Consider the following 14,136-nt stretch of genomic DNA (forward strand, 5'->3'; position numbering starts at 1 on the left):
AAATCGCGTGCCTTAGGTGGCCACTCGCGGTTTATTCCGGCGGTGCCGGCTGCCAGCGTGTTTCGACTCCTGCCAGCTTCCAATAGGCGATCGCACCGATCCAGGTGACGGCGAACAGCCCGACGATCGCCAGGCCGGCGTTGTTGAGGTCGATGCCGCTGATCCAACTCGTAACGGGATCAACCCAATTGAGGTCGTCGTGCAGTATCGACACCAGTTCGATCGAGCCGATCAGCAGCGCCACCGCGATCGACAAGCCGGTCACCGTCAGGTTGTAGTAGATCTTGCGGACCGGCGCCGTGAACGCCCAGTCGTAGGCGGCCGTCATCAGCAGCCCGTCGAGGGTGTCCATCAGGCTCATGCCGGCCGCGAACAGCAGTGGCAACACCAGGACGGCGTACCAGGGCAGGCCGGCGGCGGCGCCCGTGCCGGCCAGGGCCAACAGCGCGACCTCGGTGGCGGTGTCGAAACCGAGCCCGAATAACAGCCCGACGGGATAAATCTGCACCGGGTGTTTGACGCGATTCATGACGGGGCGCAGCAGCCGGGCCAAAAAACCGCGGTCGTTCAAGGTGGCTTCGAGTTCTTCGTCGGAATAGTCGCCGCGGCGCAGCTTGGTGAAGGCGCGCGATATCCCGATCAACGCAATGATGTTCATCGCCGCGATGAGGTAGAGGAACAACCCGGAGGCCAAGGTGCCGGCGAAGCCGAGCGCATGCCTGGTTGGCGACTCGTCGTCGACCAGAGCACCGAGCGCCTGGGCGCCGACGATGACCAGCACCGCCATCACCAGCACGATCGTGGAATGGCCCATGGCGAACCAGAACCCGACGGATTTCGGCTTGTGGCCGTCGGTCATCAGCTTGCGCGTGGTGTTGTCGATCGCGGCGATATGGTCGGCGTCGAATGCATGCCGCAGCCCGAACAAATAGGCGGTGAGCCCCAAACCGGCACCGAAGATCTGGCTTCCGGCGTGATAGTGGCGCGGCGCGATGATCATGAACAACGTCACGAAGCCGACGAGATGCATGAGCGCGATCGCGCCCAGCAGCACACTGATCTCGATTCGGTCGCGGCGAGTCCAGCCCGTTGAAGCTAACCGAAACATCAGACCGCCTTCCGAGGATTACGCGTCCTCATCCGCGATGTGACGCGAAGGTCTGGCTTCCAGCGTCAAGCGCTGGTCACAGTGGCGCGACCGCACCGGAATATGCACCGGTTTCCTCGCCGTCACATGACTACCGCGAAAGACTAGCGTGATGTCGGCAGCAGCGCGAAGACCTGCTTGGCAATCTGCAGCATCCAGCCGGTCACCCGCGGCCCGTGGTCGCGGCCCCAGTTCAGCTGGAAGCTGACCACCCACGGCTGACCCGTGTGGTCCACGGCGTACCAACTGAACGTCAAGTCACCCGGCAGGCCACCGGCTTTGGCCCCGATGTAGGGCCACACCCGCCGGTCCAGGTCGACACCGGGCACCGCGGACATGATCTGCTTGACGGGCGCTGCCTTGCCGACCGCGCCGGCCTGCAGCGCCGCATGCACACGGCAGATGTCCTCGGCGCTGCCATACCATTCCGCGCCGAAACCCGACGCCGGGGTGTGCGCGCGCGTCGGATCAGGTTGGTAGACCCGGGAATTGGCCTGTTGCAGCAACTGGGCGCGAGCCTGCGGGTTGGCGGCCTGCTTCCACTGCTCACGCACATCGGGCTTTCCCCAGGCGACTGAGAACAACTCGTACATCGTCGGGAACGGAGTCATGCTGGCCGGATCGTGATGCCCCGCCGCGACCAATGCGTTCTCGACAGCGTGTGGTCCAACTTTTCCGATCAGCAGGTCCGTGGCCATGTTGTCACTGGTGGCGATCATCTTCTCGGCAGCGGTGCGTACCGAAACATGCGCTCCCACCGGCAATTCCAATCCGGAACCGACCGCCTTGCCCTTGTCGGTGACGGTCAACTGGTCGTCCCAGGAAACCGTTCCGTCCTTGACCGCCTGGGCCACGGCGTAGAGCACGTACAACTTGAAAATCGAAGCCAGCGGCAGAGATTGGGCGGTATTGGTGCCCGCCACCCGATCGCAGTTGCCGTCGTCGACCTTGGCGACTTGCCACGAATAGCGGGCGCCGGTCCTCCTCAACGTGGCGTCTACATCACGCCAGGAGGAGATGACGGGTGCCTGCGTGGTGACGTCGAACCCGTCGACCAAAGTGGCGTCGTCGGTGTGAATCCGGACGGACTGCCGCGCGCCGTAGGACGTGATGAGTTGCAAGGTGGCCGCGCCGGCGCTGATCGCGACATCGCCCACGGTGAAGGGACGGTCCCACCAGAGTTCTTCCATCGAGTGCTCGACCGACTCGACCATGTCCGGGGCGGCCAGGGTGCGCACTCCGACCGGGCCGATCGGCCAGTCCGAGTTGAGCATGTCGACGGTCTGCTTGGCTCGCATGCCGGGCGGCGTCCGGGTGTCTATCCGAACACCGGCGTCGGCGGCGTTTGCGGACGGTGTGGGTGGTGGGCTGCAACCCGGCGCCAGGGCGGTGACCAGCGTAGCGACGGCGCCCAGTGCCGCCGCGCGGTGCCGTCCCCGGCGTGGGCTAAGCCTTGGAGCCAGAGCCGGCAACGTCCAGCACAACCTCGAATTCCAGCAGCGACGCCCCAGTCGCCACCGGGTTGGCCCGGTGGCCGGCGTGAGCCTCGATCGCGGGCCCAGTGGCCCAGGCCTGGAAGGCTTCTTCGGATTCCCACTGGGTGACCACGAAGTAGCGGTCTTCGCCCTTGACCGGGCGAAGTAGCTGGAAGCCGAGGAATCCGGGCGAGTTCTCGACGGCGTGCGCGCGGTGTGCGAACCGCTTCTCCAGCTCGGGTCCCGCGTCGGCAGGCACCTCGATTGCGTTGATCTTCACCACTGGCATGCCGTCAGGCTACCGTGCCCGACATGACCGGCGACCTGTTGACCCATCGCGGTGGGCGCGGGCAGCCGGTGGTGCTGGTGCACGGGCTGATGGGGCGGGGGACCACGTGGTCGCGTCAGCTGCCCTGGCTGACCCGTCTGGGCGCCGTGTACACCTATGACGCGCCGTGGCACCGCGGCCGCGACGTCGCCGATCCGCACCCGATCAGCACCGAACGCTTCGTGGCCGACCTCGGCGACGCGGTGGCCACTCTCGGTACACCGGCGCACCTGGTCGGCCATTCGATGGGCGCATTGCACTCGTGGTGCCTGGCCGCCGAGCGGCCCGACCTGGTGTCGGCGCTCGTGGTCGAGGACATGGCGCCGGATTTCCGCGGCCGCACCACGGGTCCCTGGGAGCCGTGGCTGCACGCCCTGCCCGTCGAATTCGAGTCTGCCGAACAGGTATTCGCCGAGTTCGGGGACATCGCCGGCCGGTACTTCCTGGAATCCTTCGACCGCACCGCGACTGGCTGGCGGCTGCACGGGCATGTCGAGCGATGGATCGAGATCGCCGCCGAGTGGGGCACCCGCGACTACTGGGCGCAATGGAAGGCGGTGCGGTCGCCGGCGCTGCTCATCGAAGCCGGCAACTCGGTCACGCCGCCCGGCCAGATGCGTCAGATGAGCGAAACCGGCTATCGGACAACCTATTTGCGGGTTCCCGAAGCCGGCCATCTGGTGCACGACGACGCACCGGAGGTCTACCGCGAAGCGGTGGAATCCTTCTTAAGGAGCGTCGCCGACTAGGGCGTAGCGGCCGTCGGGCATCCGTGTCACCAGGCCGTCGGCGAGAAGCGAGTCCAGCGCGCGGTCGCGCTGCTCGGTATCGGTCAGCCAGGCCACGTCCAGCTGCGCTCGAGTAACCGGAGAGGTGTTGTCCCGCAACACATCCAGCAGCCTCCCGCGGACCTGGCGGTCGGTGCCGGCGTAGGTTTGCGGGCGTCGTGCCGGTCCGTCCGCCGGGGGATATCCGGCTTGCCGCCATCGGCAGCGGGAAACCGGGCACAGTCCGCATCTCGGCGTCCGAGCGGTGCACACCGTCGCGCCCAGTTCCATCAACGCCGCCGAAAATTGATGCGCCACTCCGTTTTCCGGCAACAACGCGGTGACGTCGGCGTGATCACGCACCGCCGAGGGCGTGCCGGCATCGGCTCGGCCGTGCACGGCGCGGGCCATCACCCGGCGCACGTTGGTGTCCACCACCGGCACCGGCTGGCGGTAGGCGAAACACGCCACCGCCCGCGCAGTGTAGGACCCGACCCCCGGCAGCGTCATCAGGGTGTCGACGTCGTCGGGAACCACATCGTCATAGTCGCGTGCGATCACGGTGGCGCATTCATGCAGGCGCTTGGCCCGCCTTGGATAACCCAGTTTGCCCCAGGCGCGCAGCACATCGGCGGCGCTGGCCGCCGCCGTCGCCGATGGTGTGGGCCAGCGCGCCACCCACTCCGTCCAGATGGGCAGCACCCGGGCCACCGGCGTCTGCTGGAGCATGAACTCGCTGACCAGGATCTGCCACGGACTGACGCCGGGATCGCGCCACGGCAGGTCGCGCCGCGATCTCTCGTACCAGCTCAGCAGGTCCTCGGGAGAGACGTTCATCGGCGCGTACGGCAGAATGTGCGCCATGCCCAATACCAATCCCATAACCGCGTGGAAGGCACTTAAAGAGGGTAACGAGCGGTTTGTCGCCGGCAAGCCCGAACACCCCAGCCAGAGCATCGAGCACCGGGCCAAACTGGCCGAGGGCCAAAAGCCCACCGCGGTGGTGTTCGGCTGCGGCGACAGCCGGGTGGCCGCCGAGATCATCTTCGACCAGGGCCTGGGCGACGTGTTCGTGGTGCGCACCGCGGGGCACGTGATCGACTCCGCGGTGCTGGGCTCGATCGAGTTCGCGGTGACGGTGCTCGACGTGCCGCTGATCGTGGTCCTCGGCCACGACAGCTGCGGTGCGGTGAAGGCGACGCTGTCGGCACTCGACGACGGCGCGCTGCCCGGCGGCTATGTGCGTGACCTGGTCGAGCGGGTGACGCCGTCCATCCTGCTGGGCCGTCGGGAGGGCCTGAGCCGGGTCGACGAGTTCGAGGCGCGGCACGTGGTCGAGACCGGCGCGCAGCTGCTGGCGCGGTCGACGGCCATCGCCGAACGAGTCGCCGCGGGCACGCTGGCGATCGCCGGAGTCACCTACCACCTGGCCGACGGGCGGGCGGTACTGCGCAACCACATCGGCGAGATCGGCGACGAGGTGTCGTAGTGGGTCACCGTCCGAGCCCGAGGTATTGCGGGCAGTAGGCGCTTTCGGCGGCGCTGATGACGAATCCCGCTTGCCAGGGATTGAGCTGCAGCGCGCCCATGACAGGGCTTAGCGCCGACCACTTGGCCCACCGCGGTGGTCCGGTGGCAAGCCGGGAAACGTTGTCGCAAACGCCGCGACCCGCTGCGATCAGCTCTGCGGGGTCTCCGGTAATCCCCTGATCGGCAAGGGCTTTGAGGAAAGTGTCATCGGCCGAATCCGCATGTGCGACCGCTGTGGGCAGCATGCCGATTGCCAACACTGCCGCGAAGGCGCACAACGATATCTTCACCGCCTGGCCACGTTAGTGACCGAACCTCAGAACTGGCTGGAAAGTCGTTGGCAACAACCTTGAGTCAACCCGCGTAGCGCGGCGCGACGATGCCGTGGTCGTAGGCGTACACGATGGCCGCGGCGCGGTCGCGCAGGTTGAGCTTGACGAAGATCCGTCCGATGTGGCTTTTGACCGTCAGCTCGGAAATGCACAATTCGCAGGCGATTTCGGCGTTCGACCGGCCCTGCCCGACCAGCCGCAGCACGTCGCGCTCGCGCGCAGTCAGGTCGGCGACGGCTTGCGGGCGGTGTTCACCGGCGACCCGCCGATAAGTGGAGAGCACGCGTGACGTGACCGCCGGGTCGAGGTAGGCATCACCCTGGGCGACGGCCCGCACCGCGCGGATCAGCTCCTCGGCGGAGGAATCCTTGAGCACGAATCCCGAGGCACCGGCCCGCAGCGCACCCGAGAGCAGCTCGTCGTCGTTGAACGTGGTCAGCGCCAGCACCGGCGGCGAATCGGTGGCGGCGAGCCTGCGGGTGGCCTCGATTCCGTCGACCCGCTTCATCCGCAGATCCATCACCACCACGTCGGGGCGATGCTCGGCGACCGCATCGCAAACCTCGTCGCCGTCAGCGCATTCCGCGACAATGACGAATCCGTCCTTGCGGCGCAGAATCCGGCGCAGGCCGGACCGAACCAGATCCTGGTCGTCGACCAGTAAGACGGAAATCTCGGCGGCGCCCATGTCTACAGTGGACACCGTCGCGTCGGGGGGATCGGGTCGCTCAACGGAATCTCGGCGCGCACCGACCACTCGTTGCCGGACGGTCCGGCGTCGATCACGCCGCCAAGCAGCTCCACTCGTTGGCGCATGCCGGCCAGCCCACGACCGTCTCGCGATGCGCGCGTGGCACCCACCGCCACCGGCACCGTGTTGACCACCGACAGCACCGCCGCTGATGGCGAAACCACCAGCTGCACTGTGGCTTTCGATTCGGGTGCGTGTTTGGCGATGTTGGCCAGCGACTCCTGAGTGATCCGGTAGAGCGCCAATCCGACCGCCGCTGACACCCGATTGGGGTCACCCTGGCTGCGCAGTGTGACCGGCAACCCCGCCTGGACGAAATCGTCGACCAGATCAGGGATGTCGGCGATTCCGGGTTCCGGGGCCATCTTCGCCGGGCCGGCATCGAGCAGCCCGACCGTGCGGCGGATATCGGCCATCGCCTGACGGCCCAGCCGCTCGGCGTCGGTCAGCGCATCGACCGCGTCGTCGATATCACGGTCCCGCTGCAGCGCATGCCGGGCCCCTGTCACGTGAAGCATTGTGACGGAAAGGGAATGGGCGATGACGTCGTGCACCTCACGGGCGATCCGCCGCCGCTCGTCGGCCACGGCGTGCTCGGCCAGATCCGCCTGCATCTCTTGCTGTTTGACGATCAACTGCGCCTGGATTCGCGTCAGAATGCCCATCAGCCAACCCATTGCGACCATGCCCAGATACAACGCCAGCTCGTCAAGCCGATGCATCCCGGCAGCCACCACCAGCAGCGCCACCGCCGATCCCAGGGCAAGTGTCCCGACAAGCATCGGGCCCAGTGCGGCCGTACACCCCAGGGCCACCACCAGCAATACCGGCGCCACGTCTCCAGCGACCGGTGTCGAGGTCGCGAAGAGCAGGACGGTTGTCGCCGCAAACGAGGTGGCCCAGACCAGGCCCGGCAGAAACCTGACGCCGGCCAGGAAGAACAGCAGCAACGGCGCGAGCGCCAGCAGCGCCGCAATGCCTGAGGCGGGCAGGTCGGCGCGGCCGCGCTGCATAATCGACGCGACAAGGAACAGCACCATGGCGGTGTCGACCATGAGGACGAAGTTCCAGGAATACCCGGGCGGTATCAGCACGGCGCGTTGGCGCACCCGATCGCACACGAAATCGATCACGCGCCTCATCGGCCCATCGTAGAAGGGTTCGGCGCACCATACATCATGCTGCAGACGGAGTCCGACTCCGACCGTGGTAGGAGCCCGAAAACCGGACCCTGGCACGACGACGGGCGCTCCGCATTTCCCTAGCGTCACAGCCATGACGTGGACACAACTGCACGAGCGGATGGCTTTCATGGCCGACCTGATCGACCGGGCCGCCGAAAACCCTGATGCAGCACTGCATTGCAATGGCAACCTGCCCGACGTCGAGCGGCTTTTCGGCGGTGAAGAGGGGCTGCTGCTTTCGCTGCAGCAGCGCTGGATCACCGCGGTGACCGCCCGGCTGGACGGCGACATCTCGGTCGAGCAGGCCCGCGCCGAGATCGCCGCTGCCGAACCGGGCCTGCGCGCCCTACTGGATGCGGCCGCCAAGCGGTCACGGCGGCTGCGATCCGAACAAAGTGCCGAGCAGACCGTTGCCTGAGCTACTCACCCGGGCAGCACGTTTCATCAGTCGACGCGGCGCACTGGTCGTGCTCGGATGGATCGTCGCGGCCGGGCTGGCCAACACAGTGGTGCCGCAGCTGGAGCGGGTCGTGGCGTCGCACTCCCGGTCGTTCATGCCGGCATCGGCGGCCAGCTCGATCGCGGCGAGGCGCTCGGCCGAACTGTTCGGCAACGTCCCCAGCAACAACATCAATTACGTTGTGCTGGAACGCGATCAGCCGTTGCGGCCGACGGACCGGCACTACTACGACACCCTGGTGTCGGCGTTGCGATCCGACACCTCCCACGTCACCGCCGTCACCGACCTGTGGGCGGTGCCGCTCACCGAATCGGCCGCGTTGAGCCATGACGGTCGTTCGGCGAATGTGATGCTGCGTCTGTCGGGGATGCTGGGCACCTCGGCGGCCGCCGACGCGGTCACCGCAGTGCGCCACACGGTAGCTCGGCTGGCGCCGCCCGAAGGTCTGCATGTCTACGTCACTGGGCCGGGCGCCACCATCTCCGACGAATTCGCCGCCATCGACCGGCAGATGCTGCTGATCACCGCGGCCACGATCGCGGTGATCCTGATCTTGCTGCTGGTCGTCTACCGCTCACCGGTCGCTGCTGCCATCCCGCTGGTGTCGGTGGGCCTGGCGCTGGCTGTGGCGCGGCCATTGGTGGCGCTGTTGGGTGGGCACAACGTGGTGGAAGTGTCGCTGTTCTCGGTGGCGATGATTGCGGCGATGCTGCTCGGTGCGGGCACCGACTACGCGATCTTTCTGATCGGTCGCTACCACGAGGGCCGCAGACGCGGAATCGGCCCGGCCGCCGCGCTGGAGCAGGCGTACCGCGGTGTCGCGCCGGTGGTCGTGGGATCTGCGCTGACGATGGCGGTCGCGTTGGCCTGCCTGAACCTGGCCAAAGTAGGCATGTTTCGCAGCGTCGGAATGCCTTGCGCCATCGGCATATTGACGGGGATGGCAGCTGCACTTACTCTGACCCCGGCGTTGATCAGCCTGGCTGGGCGTCGTGGCCTGCTGGAACCCCGACCGTCGATGATCGCACGCCGCTGGCGGCGGATGGGGGTCGTCGTCGCGCGCTGGCCCGGGCCGGTCTTGGTTGCCAGCGGCCTGGTCGTCCTCGTCCTTGCGCTGCCGGTGGCCGGGTTGCGGCCCGGCTGGAACGAACCGGCGGCCACGCCCGCCGGCGCCGATTCCAGTCGCGGTTATCGAGCGGTCGACCAGCATTTCCCGGCGAATCAGCTGTTTCCCGATGTGGTAACCGTCGGGGCTGACCACGACCTGCGCAATCCCGCGAGCCTGATCGCCATCGAGCGGATCACCCGCCAGATCATGGCGATACCGGGCGTGCGGATGGTGCAATCGGCCAGCCGGCCGGCCGGCACAGTGCCCGACGAGGCCACCCTGAGCCACCAGGCGAGCCTGCTGGGGGAGCGATTCGGCGCCGGGATCGATTCGCTGGTGCAACGCCTCCAGCGGGCGGGTGACCTGGACGCCATGTTGTCGCGGATGGCCGCGACGGTGGACCAACTGGGCCGGGGCATGGCCGGCAGCGCCGCCGGCCTGGGCGAAATCAACTCCGGCGCCGACGATATGCGCGCCGGCTTGGACGGTTTGCAAACCAACATCATTACCGTGTCGGAGTACCTGGACCCGTTGCGCGGCTTCGTCACCAACACCGCCGACTGCCCGGCCAACCCGATTTGCTCTGCGGTGGCGCGTGTCGTCGAACCCGTCGACGCCGTGGTCCACAGTTCCACTGAATTGTCCAGCGGGGCAGTTAAATTGACGTCAGGTTCAGGCACGGCGACAGCGGGTTTGGCCGGGCTACCCCGAACCTTGCAGTCGATGCGCGACGTGCTCGGCCAGGCAAGGTCGGCCACCGGCGACCTGAGAGACACCCTGGGCTCGCTCGGCCCGCAGGTGCGTGAGCTCACCGACTACCTGCGCGACCTCGACGCCGGTTTCCGCAGCAGCGCGGCGGGCGGCTTCTACCTGCCGTCGCGCGCGCTGTCGGACCCGAGATACCGAGAAGTGTTGAAAGACTTGATGTCTGGCGACGGGCACGCAACCTATCTGCTGGTCTACGGCAATCGCGACGAGTGGGGAGCCGACGGCGCGCGCCGCGCCGAGCAGGTCCGGACCGCGGTCGCCGAAGCCACCAAGGAGGGCACGCTGACCCCCACCGAGGTGGACCTGGCCGGCGTCGGTCCGGTGACCAACGACCTGCAAGTCTTCGTCGCCCACGACTTCCGGTTGCTGGTGGTCGCGACGCTGGCGCTGATCTTTTTGATCGTCGCAGTGATGCTGCGCAGCCCGGTGGCGGCCGCGGCGGTGATGGGCACGGTGATCGTCTCGTACGCCTCGGCGGTGGCGGTCAGCGGCCTGGTGTGCCGGCATCTGCTCGGCCAGGAAATGCACTGGGCCGTCGCGCCGATCGCGTTCATCGCGCTGGTGGCCGTCGGCGCCGACTACAACCTGCTGCTGGCGATGCGAATCCGCGAGGAGGTCCGCGCCGGTATCGGGACGGGCATCGTGCGTGCCTTCGCCGGCACGGGCGGGGTGGTGACGACGGCCGGCGTCGTCTTCGGGATCACGATGTTCGCCCTGATGGCCAGCACCGTGCAGCCTGTCGCGCAGACCGGCCTGACCGTCGGTGTCGGGCTGCTACTGGACACATTGATCGTCCGGACCTTCCTGCTTCCCTCACTCGTGGCGTTGCTGAATCGCTGGTTTTGGTGGCCCCGCCGGGTCACGGTCGGCCGGACCAGCCTCGCGACACGCCGAGAACGGTCGCTCGTGTCAGTGTGACCTGGCCTTACGGTGTGAATGTGCTGGATCTGGAACCGCATGGGCCGTTGCCGCCGGAGATCTACTGGCGGCGCAGGGGGCTTGCGCTGGGCATCGCGGTCGTCGTGATCGGAATCGTGGTCGCGACCATCGTCGCGATCATGAGCAGCAGTGCGGGCGCCAAAACGAGCGACAAGCCCACTGCCGCAACCCCCGCGAAGTCTCCGATTCAGCAGCCGCAGGTCGAGACCCCGGTGACGCCGCCGGCGGCGCAGAACCAGGCTCCCTCCGAGACGCCGACCGCGGCTGTGCAGCCGCCGCCGGTGCTCAAGGAGGGCGACGACTGCCCCGACTCGACACTGGCCGTCAAAGGTCTGACCAACGCGCCTCAATACGCCATCGGCGACCAGCCGAAGTTCACCATGGTCGTCACCAACATCGGGCTGGTGGCCTGCAAACGCGACGTCGGCGCCGCGGTGCTGGCCGCCTACGTGTATTCGCTGGACAACAAGCGGCTGTGGTCCAACCTCGATTGCGCGCCGTCCAACGAGACGCTGGTGAAGACCTTCGCGCCCGGTGAGCAGGTGACCACGGCGGTGACCTGGACGGGCATGGGATCGGCGCCGCACTGTCCGCTGCCGCGCCAGCCGATCGGGCCGGGCACCTACAACCTCGTGGTGCAGCTGGGCAACCTGCGCTCGGCGCCGGTGCCGTTCATCCTGGCCGAGCCGGGTCCGCCCGGCGCGCCCGGTGCGCCACCGCCGGGAACGCCGCCGTCGCCCGGCTTGCCCGCGCCCGGTGAGCTCGGCCCGCCGCCCGGGCCGGCCGCTCCCGGCGGCAACTGAGCAGCTACCTGATCGGGTCGGCGATGGTCTCGGCCAAGTGCGACAGCCCCTCGCGCACGTGCCGGGCCCACATCTCGCCGATGCCCTCCACCGACTGCAGGTCGCTGGCACTGGCCGCCAGCAGACCCTGCAGCGAGCCGAACTCGCGCACCAGCCGGTCGACGTGGGCGAACTGCAGCCGCGGGATGCCGGCCATCGCCCGGTAGCCCCGCGGGCTCATCGACGAGTCCTGCGCTTCGGCGGTCGACGGGTATCCGAAAACCTTTGCCAGCACGGTGAAGTCGAGCAGCTCGGTATCCGACAGGGCGTCCAGCTCGTCGAGGGTGGCGGTGACCTCGGCCACCGACAGCGGTTCTGGGTTGGCGTGGTAATCGCGCACGATCAGCTCGCGCGCGGTGTCGTTACCGCCGAGCAGCTCCTCGAGCTGCAGCCGCAGCTGACGACCGTCGGTGCCCAGTTCGACGACGTCGTAGTCGATCACCAGGCCGATCCGGCGGACCAACTCCAGCCGCTGCACCACGGTCATCACCTCGCGCAGCGTGACGAAGTCTTCGATCTCCGCCCTCGACAGCTGGCGGCTGACCTCGTCGAGCCGGATCTTGTAGCGCTCCAACGTGGCGATGGCCTGGTTGGCCCGCGACAAGATGGTCGCCGAATCGGCCAGCACGTGGCGCTCGCCCGCGACGTAGACCGTCACGATGTTCATCGAGTGGCTGACCGAGATCACCGGGTAGCCGGTCTGGATGGCGGCCCGCTCGGCAGAGCGATGCCGCGTGCCGGACTCGTCGGTGGGGATCGACGGGTCAGGCACCAGCTGCACGTTGGCCCGCAGGATGCGGCCGCCGTCGGTGGACAGCACGACGGCCCCGTCCATCTTGCACAGCTCGCGCAGCCGGGTCGGCGCGTAGCGGACGTCGAGGGAGAAGCCGCCGTCGCAGATGGCCTCGACGCTGTCGTCGTAGCCGAGCACGATCAGGGCACCGGTGCGGCCGCGCAGGATGCGCTCCAGGCCGTCGCGCAGGGCGGTGCCCGGCGCCAGCCGGCCGACGGCCTCACGCAGGGTGGGCCGCGCCGCCGGCACCACACCGATTCTGGTCGTCTTGCTCGCAGTCATTACCAGCCATTGTGCTATGCGGGCGGCGGATCAAGCAGGCGCAGTGGCGGCGGAGTGCGCGCGGCGTGCTCGACGATGTCGAGCATGTGGTGCAGCGCCGCGACGATGGTGGGCGCCTCCAGGATGCGTAACCCCGTCGGTGTTGCGCCGCATCCGGGCGGAATCAGGGCGGTGGTGAAGCCCTGCCGGGCCGCTTCGGCCAGCCGGCGGTCCATCCCCGTGACCCGACGCAGATCGCCCGCCAACCCGACCTCGCCGATCATCACCGCCGTGGTGGGCAGCGGCAGGCTCGCGTAGGCCGAAGCCAACGCGGTCGCCACCGCGAGGTCGGTCGACGGGTCGGTCAACCGCATGCCCCCGACGGTGGAAAGGAAGGTGTCGTTGACCGAAATCCTAAGCTGCGCATGCTTTTCCAGCACCGCCGTGATCATCGCGGCGCGGGCATGGTCGATGCCGCTGACCGCGCGCCCTGGGCGGCCATCCGGCGGCGTCGCGAGCAGCGCCTGAACCTCACCGACCAGCGGGCGCTTGCCGTCCAGCGTCACCGTGATCGCGGTTCCCGGAACCGGATGCGGCCGCTGATCTAAAAACAGGCCGGACGGATCGGTTACGCCGTCGATGCCGCCGTCGTGCAGAAGGAAGCAACCGACTTCGTCGGCCGCGCCGAACCGGTTCTTGAGCCCGCGAACCATGCGCAGGGCGGAGTTGCGATCGCCCTCGAAGTGCAGCACCACGTCGACCAGATGTTCCAGCGAGCGCGGCCCCGCGATGGCCCCGTCCTTGGTGACGTGGCCGACCAGGATCATCGCCACCGCGGTGCTCTTCGCCGCGGCTGTTAGGGCCGTCGTCACCGCGCGGACCTGCGTGACCCCGCCGGTGACACCGTCGGCGTCGGTGCTCGACATGGTCTGCACGGAGTCCACCACGACCAGCGTGGGCCGCACGACGTCGATGTGGCCGAGCACCGTGTGCAGGTCGGACTCGGCGGCCAGGAAAACCTCGTCGTGGCTGCAGCCGGTCCGGTCGGCCCGCATCCGGATCTGGCCGAGGGACTCCTCACCGGACACGTACAACGCCCGCCGGCCGGATTGCGCCCACCGGTGGGCGACCTCCAGCAGCAACGTCGACTTACCCACCCCCGGATCGCCGGCCAGCAACGTCACCGAGCCGGGCACGACGCCGCCGCCGAGCACCCGGTCGAGCTCGTCGACCCCGGTGGGGCAGTGCCGGGCGCTGCGCGGCTCGATGGAGCTGATCGGCACCGCGACCGATGTCGGCGCTACCGGCCGGCGGGCATTGCCGCTGACAGCGGACAGCACCGCGACTTCGTCGACCGTGCCCCAGGTGCCGCATTCCAGGCAGCGCCCCACCCATTTAGGGGTGACATGGTGGCACTCCGAACAGCGGTATTGCGAACGTGTCTTGGCCAC

13 protein-coding genes, 1 pseudogene and 1 riboswitch are annotated in these 14,136 nt (G+C 68.0%); of the genes and pseudogenes, 5 read left to right on the plus strand and 9 right to left on the minus strand.

Annotated features, from left to right (window positions below; genetic code table 11):
- Nucleotides 1–31 precede the first annotated feature (31 nt).
- The 3 genes and pseudogenes from nicT to mhuD all read right to left on the minus strand — a co-directional run.
- A pseudogene (nicT, locus tag G6N47_RS09820) lies at nucleotides 32–1,099 on the minus strand (Nickel transporter NicT); the annotation flags it as partial.
- Nucleotides 1,058–1,261: riboswitch (cobalamin riboswitch) on the minus strand. It overlaps the preceding pseudogene by 42 nt.
- Nucleotides 1,252–2,610, minus strand: coding sequence for a serine hydrolase (locus G6N47_RS09825; RefSeq protein ID WP_139799433.1), 1,359 nt, complete (start codon nucleotides 2,608–2,610; stop codon nucleotides 1,252–1,254). It overlaps the preceding riboswitch by 10 nt.
- A complete protein-coding gene (gene mhuD / locus G6N47_RS09830; RefSeq protein ID WP_045382847.1) occupies nucleotides 2,594–2,911 on the minus strand; it encodes a mycobilin-forming heme oxygenase MhuD in 318 nt (105 codons plus the stop codon). The genes G6N47_RS09825 and mhuD overlap by 17 nt, the downstream gene beginning before the upstream one ends.
- 23 nt (nucleotides 2,912–2,934) lie before the next feature.
- Between mhuD and G6N47_RS09835 the strand changes: the two genes are divergently transcribed.
- A complete protein-coding gene (locus G6N47_RS09835) occupies nucleotides 2,935–3,699 on the plus strand; it encodes an alpha/beta fold hydrolase (protein WP_083131246.1) in 765 nt (254 codons plus the stop codon).
- On the opposite strand, the gene G6N47_RS09840 is transcribed toward G6N47_RS09835, so the two are convergent.
- On the minus strand, nucleotides 3,679–4,581 hold the full coding sequence (locus G6N47_RS09840) for an HhH-GPD family protein (RefSeq protein ID WP_083131135.1): 903 nt from the start codon (nucleotides 4,579–4,581) through the stop codon (nucleotides 3,679–3,681). The genes G6N47_RS09835 and G6N47_RS09840 overlap by 21 nt on opposite strands.
- Between G6N47_RS09840 and G6N47_RS09845 the strand changes: the two genes are divergently transcribed.
- Nucleotides 4,580–5,206 carry a carbonic anhydrase gene (locus tag G6N47_RS09845; RefSeq protein WP_083131134.1) on the plus strand — a complete coding sequence of 209 codons (627 nt, stop codon included), beginning with the start codon at nucleotides 4,580–4,582 and terminating at the stop codon, nucleotides 5,204–5,206. The genes G6N47_RS09840 and G6N47_RS09845 overlap by 2 nt on opposite strands.
- A 4-nt stretch (nucleotides 5,207–5,210) precedes the next feature.
- On the opposite strand, the gene G6N47_RS09850 is transcribed toward G6N47_RS09845, so the two are convergent.
- The 3 genes from G6N47_RS09850 to G6N47_RS09860 all read right to left on the minus strand — a co-directional run bounded on the left by G6N47_RS09850 (nucleotide 5,211) and on the right by G6N47_RS09860 (nucleotide 7,472).
- Entirely contained in the window at nucleotides 5,211–5,537 is a 327-nt protein-coding gene (locus tag G6N47_RS09850) for a DUF732 domain-containing protein (protein ID WP_139799418.1), read from the minus strand.
- Between the two features lie 64 nt (nucleotides 5,538–5,601).
- On the minus strand, nucleotides 5,602–6,267 hold the full coding sequence (locus tag G6N47_RS09855; RefSeq protein ID WP_083131132.1) for a response regulator transcription factor: 666 nt from the start codon (nucleotides 6,265–6,267) through the stop codon (nucleotides 5,602–5,604).
- Nucleotides 6,268–6,269: 2 nt separating this feature from the next.
- The gene (locus G6N47_RS09860; RefSeq protein WP_083131131.1) at nucleotides 6,270–7,472 is read right to left on the minus strand and encodes a sensor histidine kinase; all 1,203 of its coding nucleotides are present in this window, start codon (nucleotides 7,470–7,472) and stop codon (nucleotides 6,270–6,272) included.
- Nucleotides 7,473–7,605: 133 nt separating this feature from the next.
- Here G6N47_RS09860 and G6N47_RS09865 point away from each other — a divergent pair, with 133 nt between their 5' ends.
- Genes G6N47_RS09865 through G6N47_RS09875 form a run of 3 tightly spaced genes read left to right on the plus strand, consistent with a single transcriptional unit; the run spans nucleotide 7,606 to nucleotide 11,592 of the window.
- Nucleotides 7,606–7,932 carry a hypothetical protein gene (locus tag G6N47_RS09865; protein WP_083131130.1) on the plus strand — a complete coding sequence of 109 codons (327 nt, stop codon included), beginning with the start codon at nucleotides 7,606–7,608 and terminating at the stop codon, nucleotides 7,930–7,932.
- A complete protein-coding gene (locus G6N47_RS09870; protein ID WP_232080168.1) occupies nucleotides 7,925–10,768 on the plus strand; it encodes an MMPL/RND family transporter in 2,844 nt (947 codons plus the stop codon). Before G6N47_RS09865 ends, G6N47_RS09870 begins: the two co-directional genes overlap by 8 nt.
- A gap of 20 nt (nucleotides 10,769–10,788) precedes the next feature.
- Nucleotides 10,789–11,592, plus strand: a complete 804-nt coding sequence (locus tag G6N47_RS09875; protein WP_179966376.1) for a hypothetical protein — start codon at nucleotides 10,789–10,791, stop codon at nucleotides 11,590–11,592.
- Between the two features lie 4 nt (nucleotides 11,593–11,596).
- On the opposite strand, the gene disA is transcribed toward G6N47_RS09875, so the two are convergent.
- A complete protein-coding gene (gene disA, locus G6N47_RS09880; protein WP_139799417.1) occupies nucleotides 11,597–12,706 on the minus strand; it encodes a DNA integrity scanning diadenylate cyclase DisA in 1,110 nt (369 codons plus the stop codon).
- Nucleotides 12,707–12,720: 14 nt separating this feature from the next.
- Nucleotides 12,721–14,136, minus strand: coding sequence for a DNA repair protein RadA (radA, locus tag G6N47_RS09885; RefSeq protein WP_083131126.1), 1,416 nt, complete (start codon nucleotides 14,134–14,136; stop codon nucleotides 12,721–12,723).

The sequence above is a fragment of the Mycobacterium branderi genome (assembly GCF_010728725.1).
GTDB lineage: Bacteria > Actinomycetota > Actinomycetes > Mycobacteriales > Mycobacteriaceae > Mycobacterium > Mycobacterium branderi.

Excerpts from the sequence above, each read along its gene's own strand:
- G6N47_RS09860 (WP_083131131.1), bottom strand. The coding sequence starts at position 7,472 with ATGAGGCGCGTGATCGATTTCGTGTGCGATCGGGTGCGCCAACGCGCC.
- G6N47_RS09855 (WP_083131132.1), bottom strand. The coding sequence starts at position 6,267 with ATGGGCGCCGCCGAGATTTCCGTCTTACTGGTCGACGACCAGGATCTG.
- mhuD (WP_045382847.1), bottom strand. The coding sequence starts at position 2,911 with ATGCCAGTGGTGAAGATCAACGCAATCGAGGTGCCTGCCGACGCGGGA.
- G6N47_RS09845 (WP_083131134.1), top strand. The coding sequence starts at position 4,580 with ATGCCCAATACCAATCCCATAACCGCGTGGAAGGCACTTAAAGAGGGT.
- G6N47_RS09835 (WP_083131246.1), top strand. The coding sequence starts at position 2,935 with ATGACCGGCGACCTGTTGACCCATCGCGGTGGGCGCGGGCAGCCGGTG.
- disA (WP_139799417.1), bottom strand. The coding sequence starts at position 12,706 with ATGACTGCGAGCAAGACGACCAGAATCGGTGTGGTGCCGGCGGCGCGG.
- G6N47_RS09865 (WP_083131130.1), top strand. The coding sequence starts at position 7,606 with ATGACGTGGACACAACTGCACGAGCGGATGGCTTTCATGGCCGACCTG.
- G6N47_RS09840 (WP_083131135.1), bottom strand. The coding sequence starts at position 4,581 with ATGGCGCACATTCTGCCGTACGCGCCGATGAACGTCTCTCCCGAGGAC.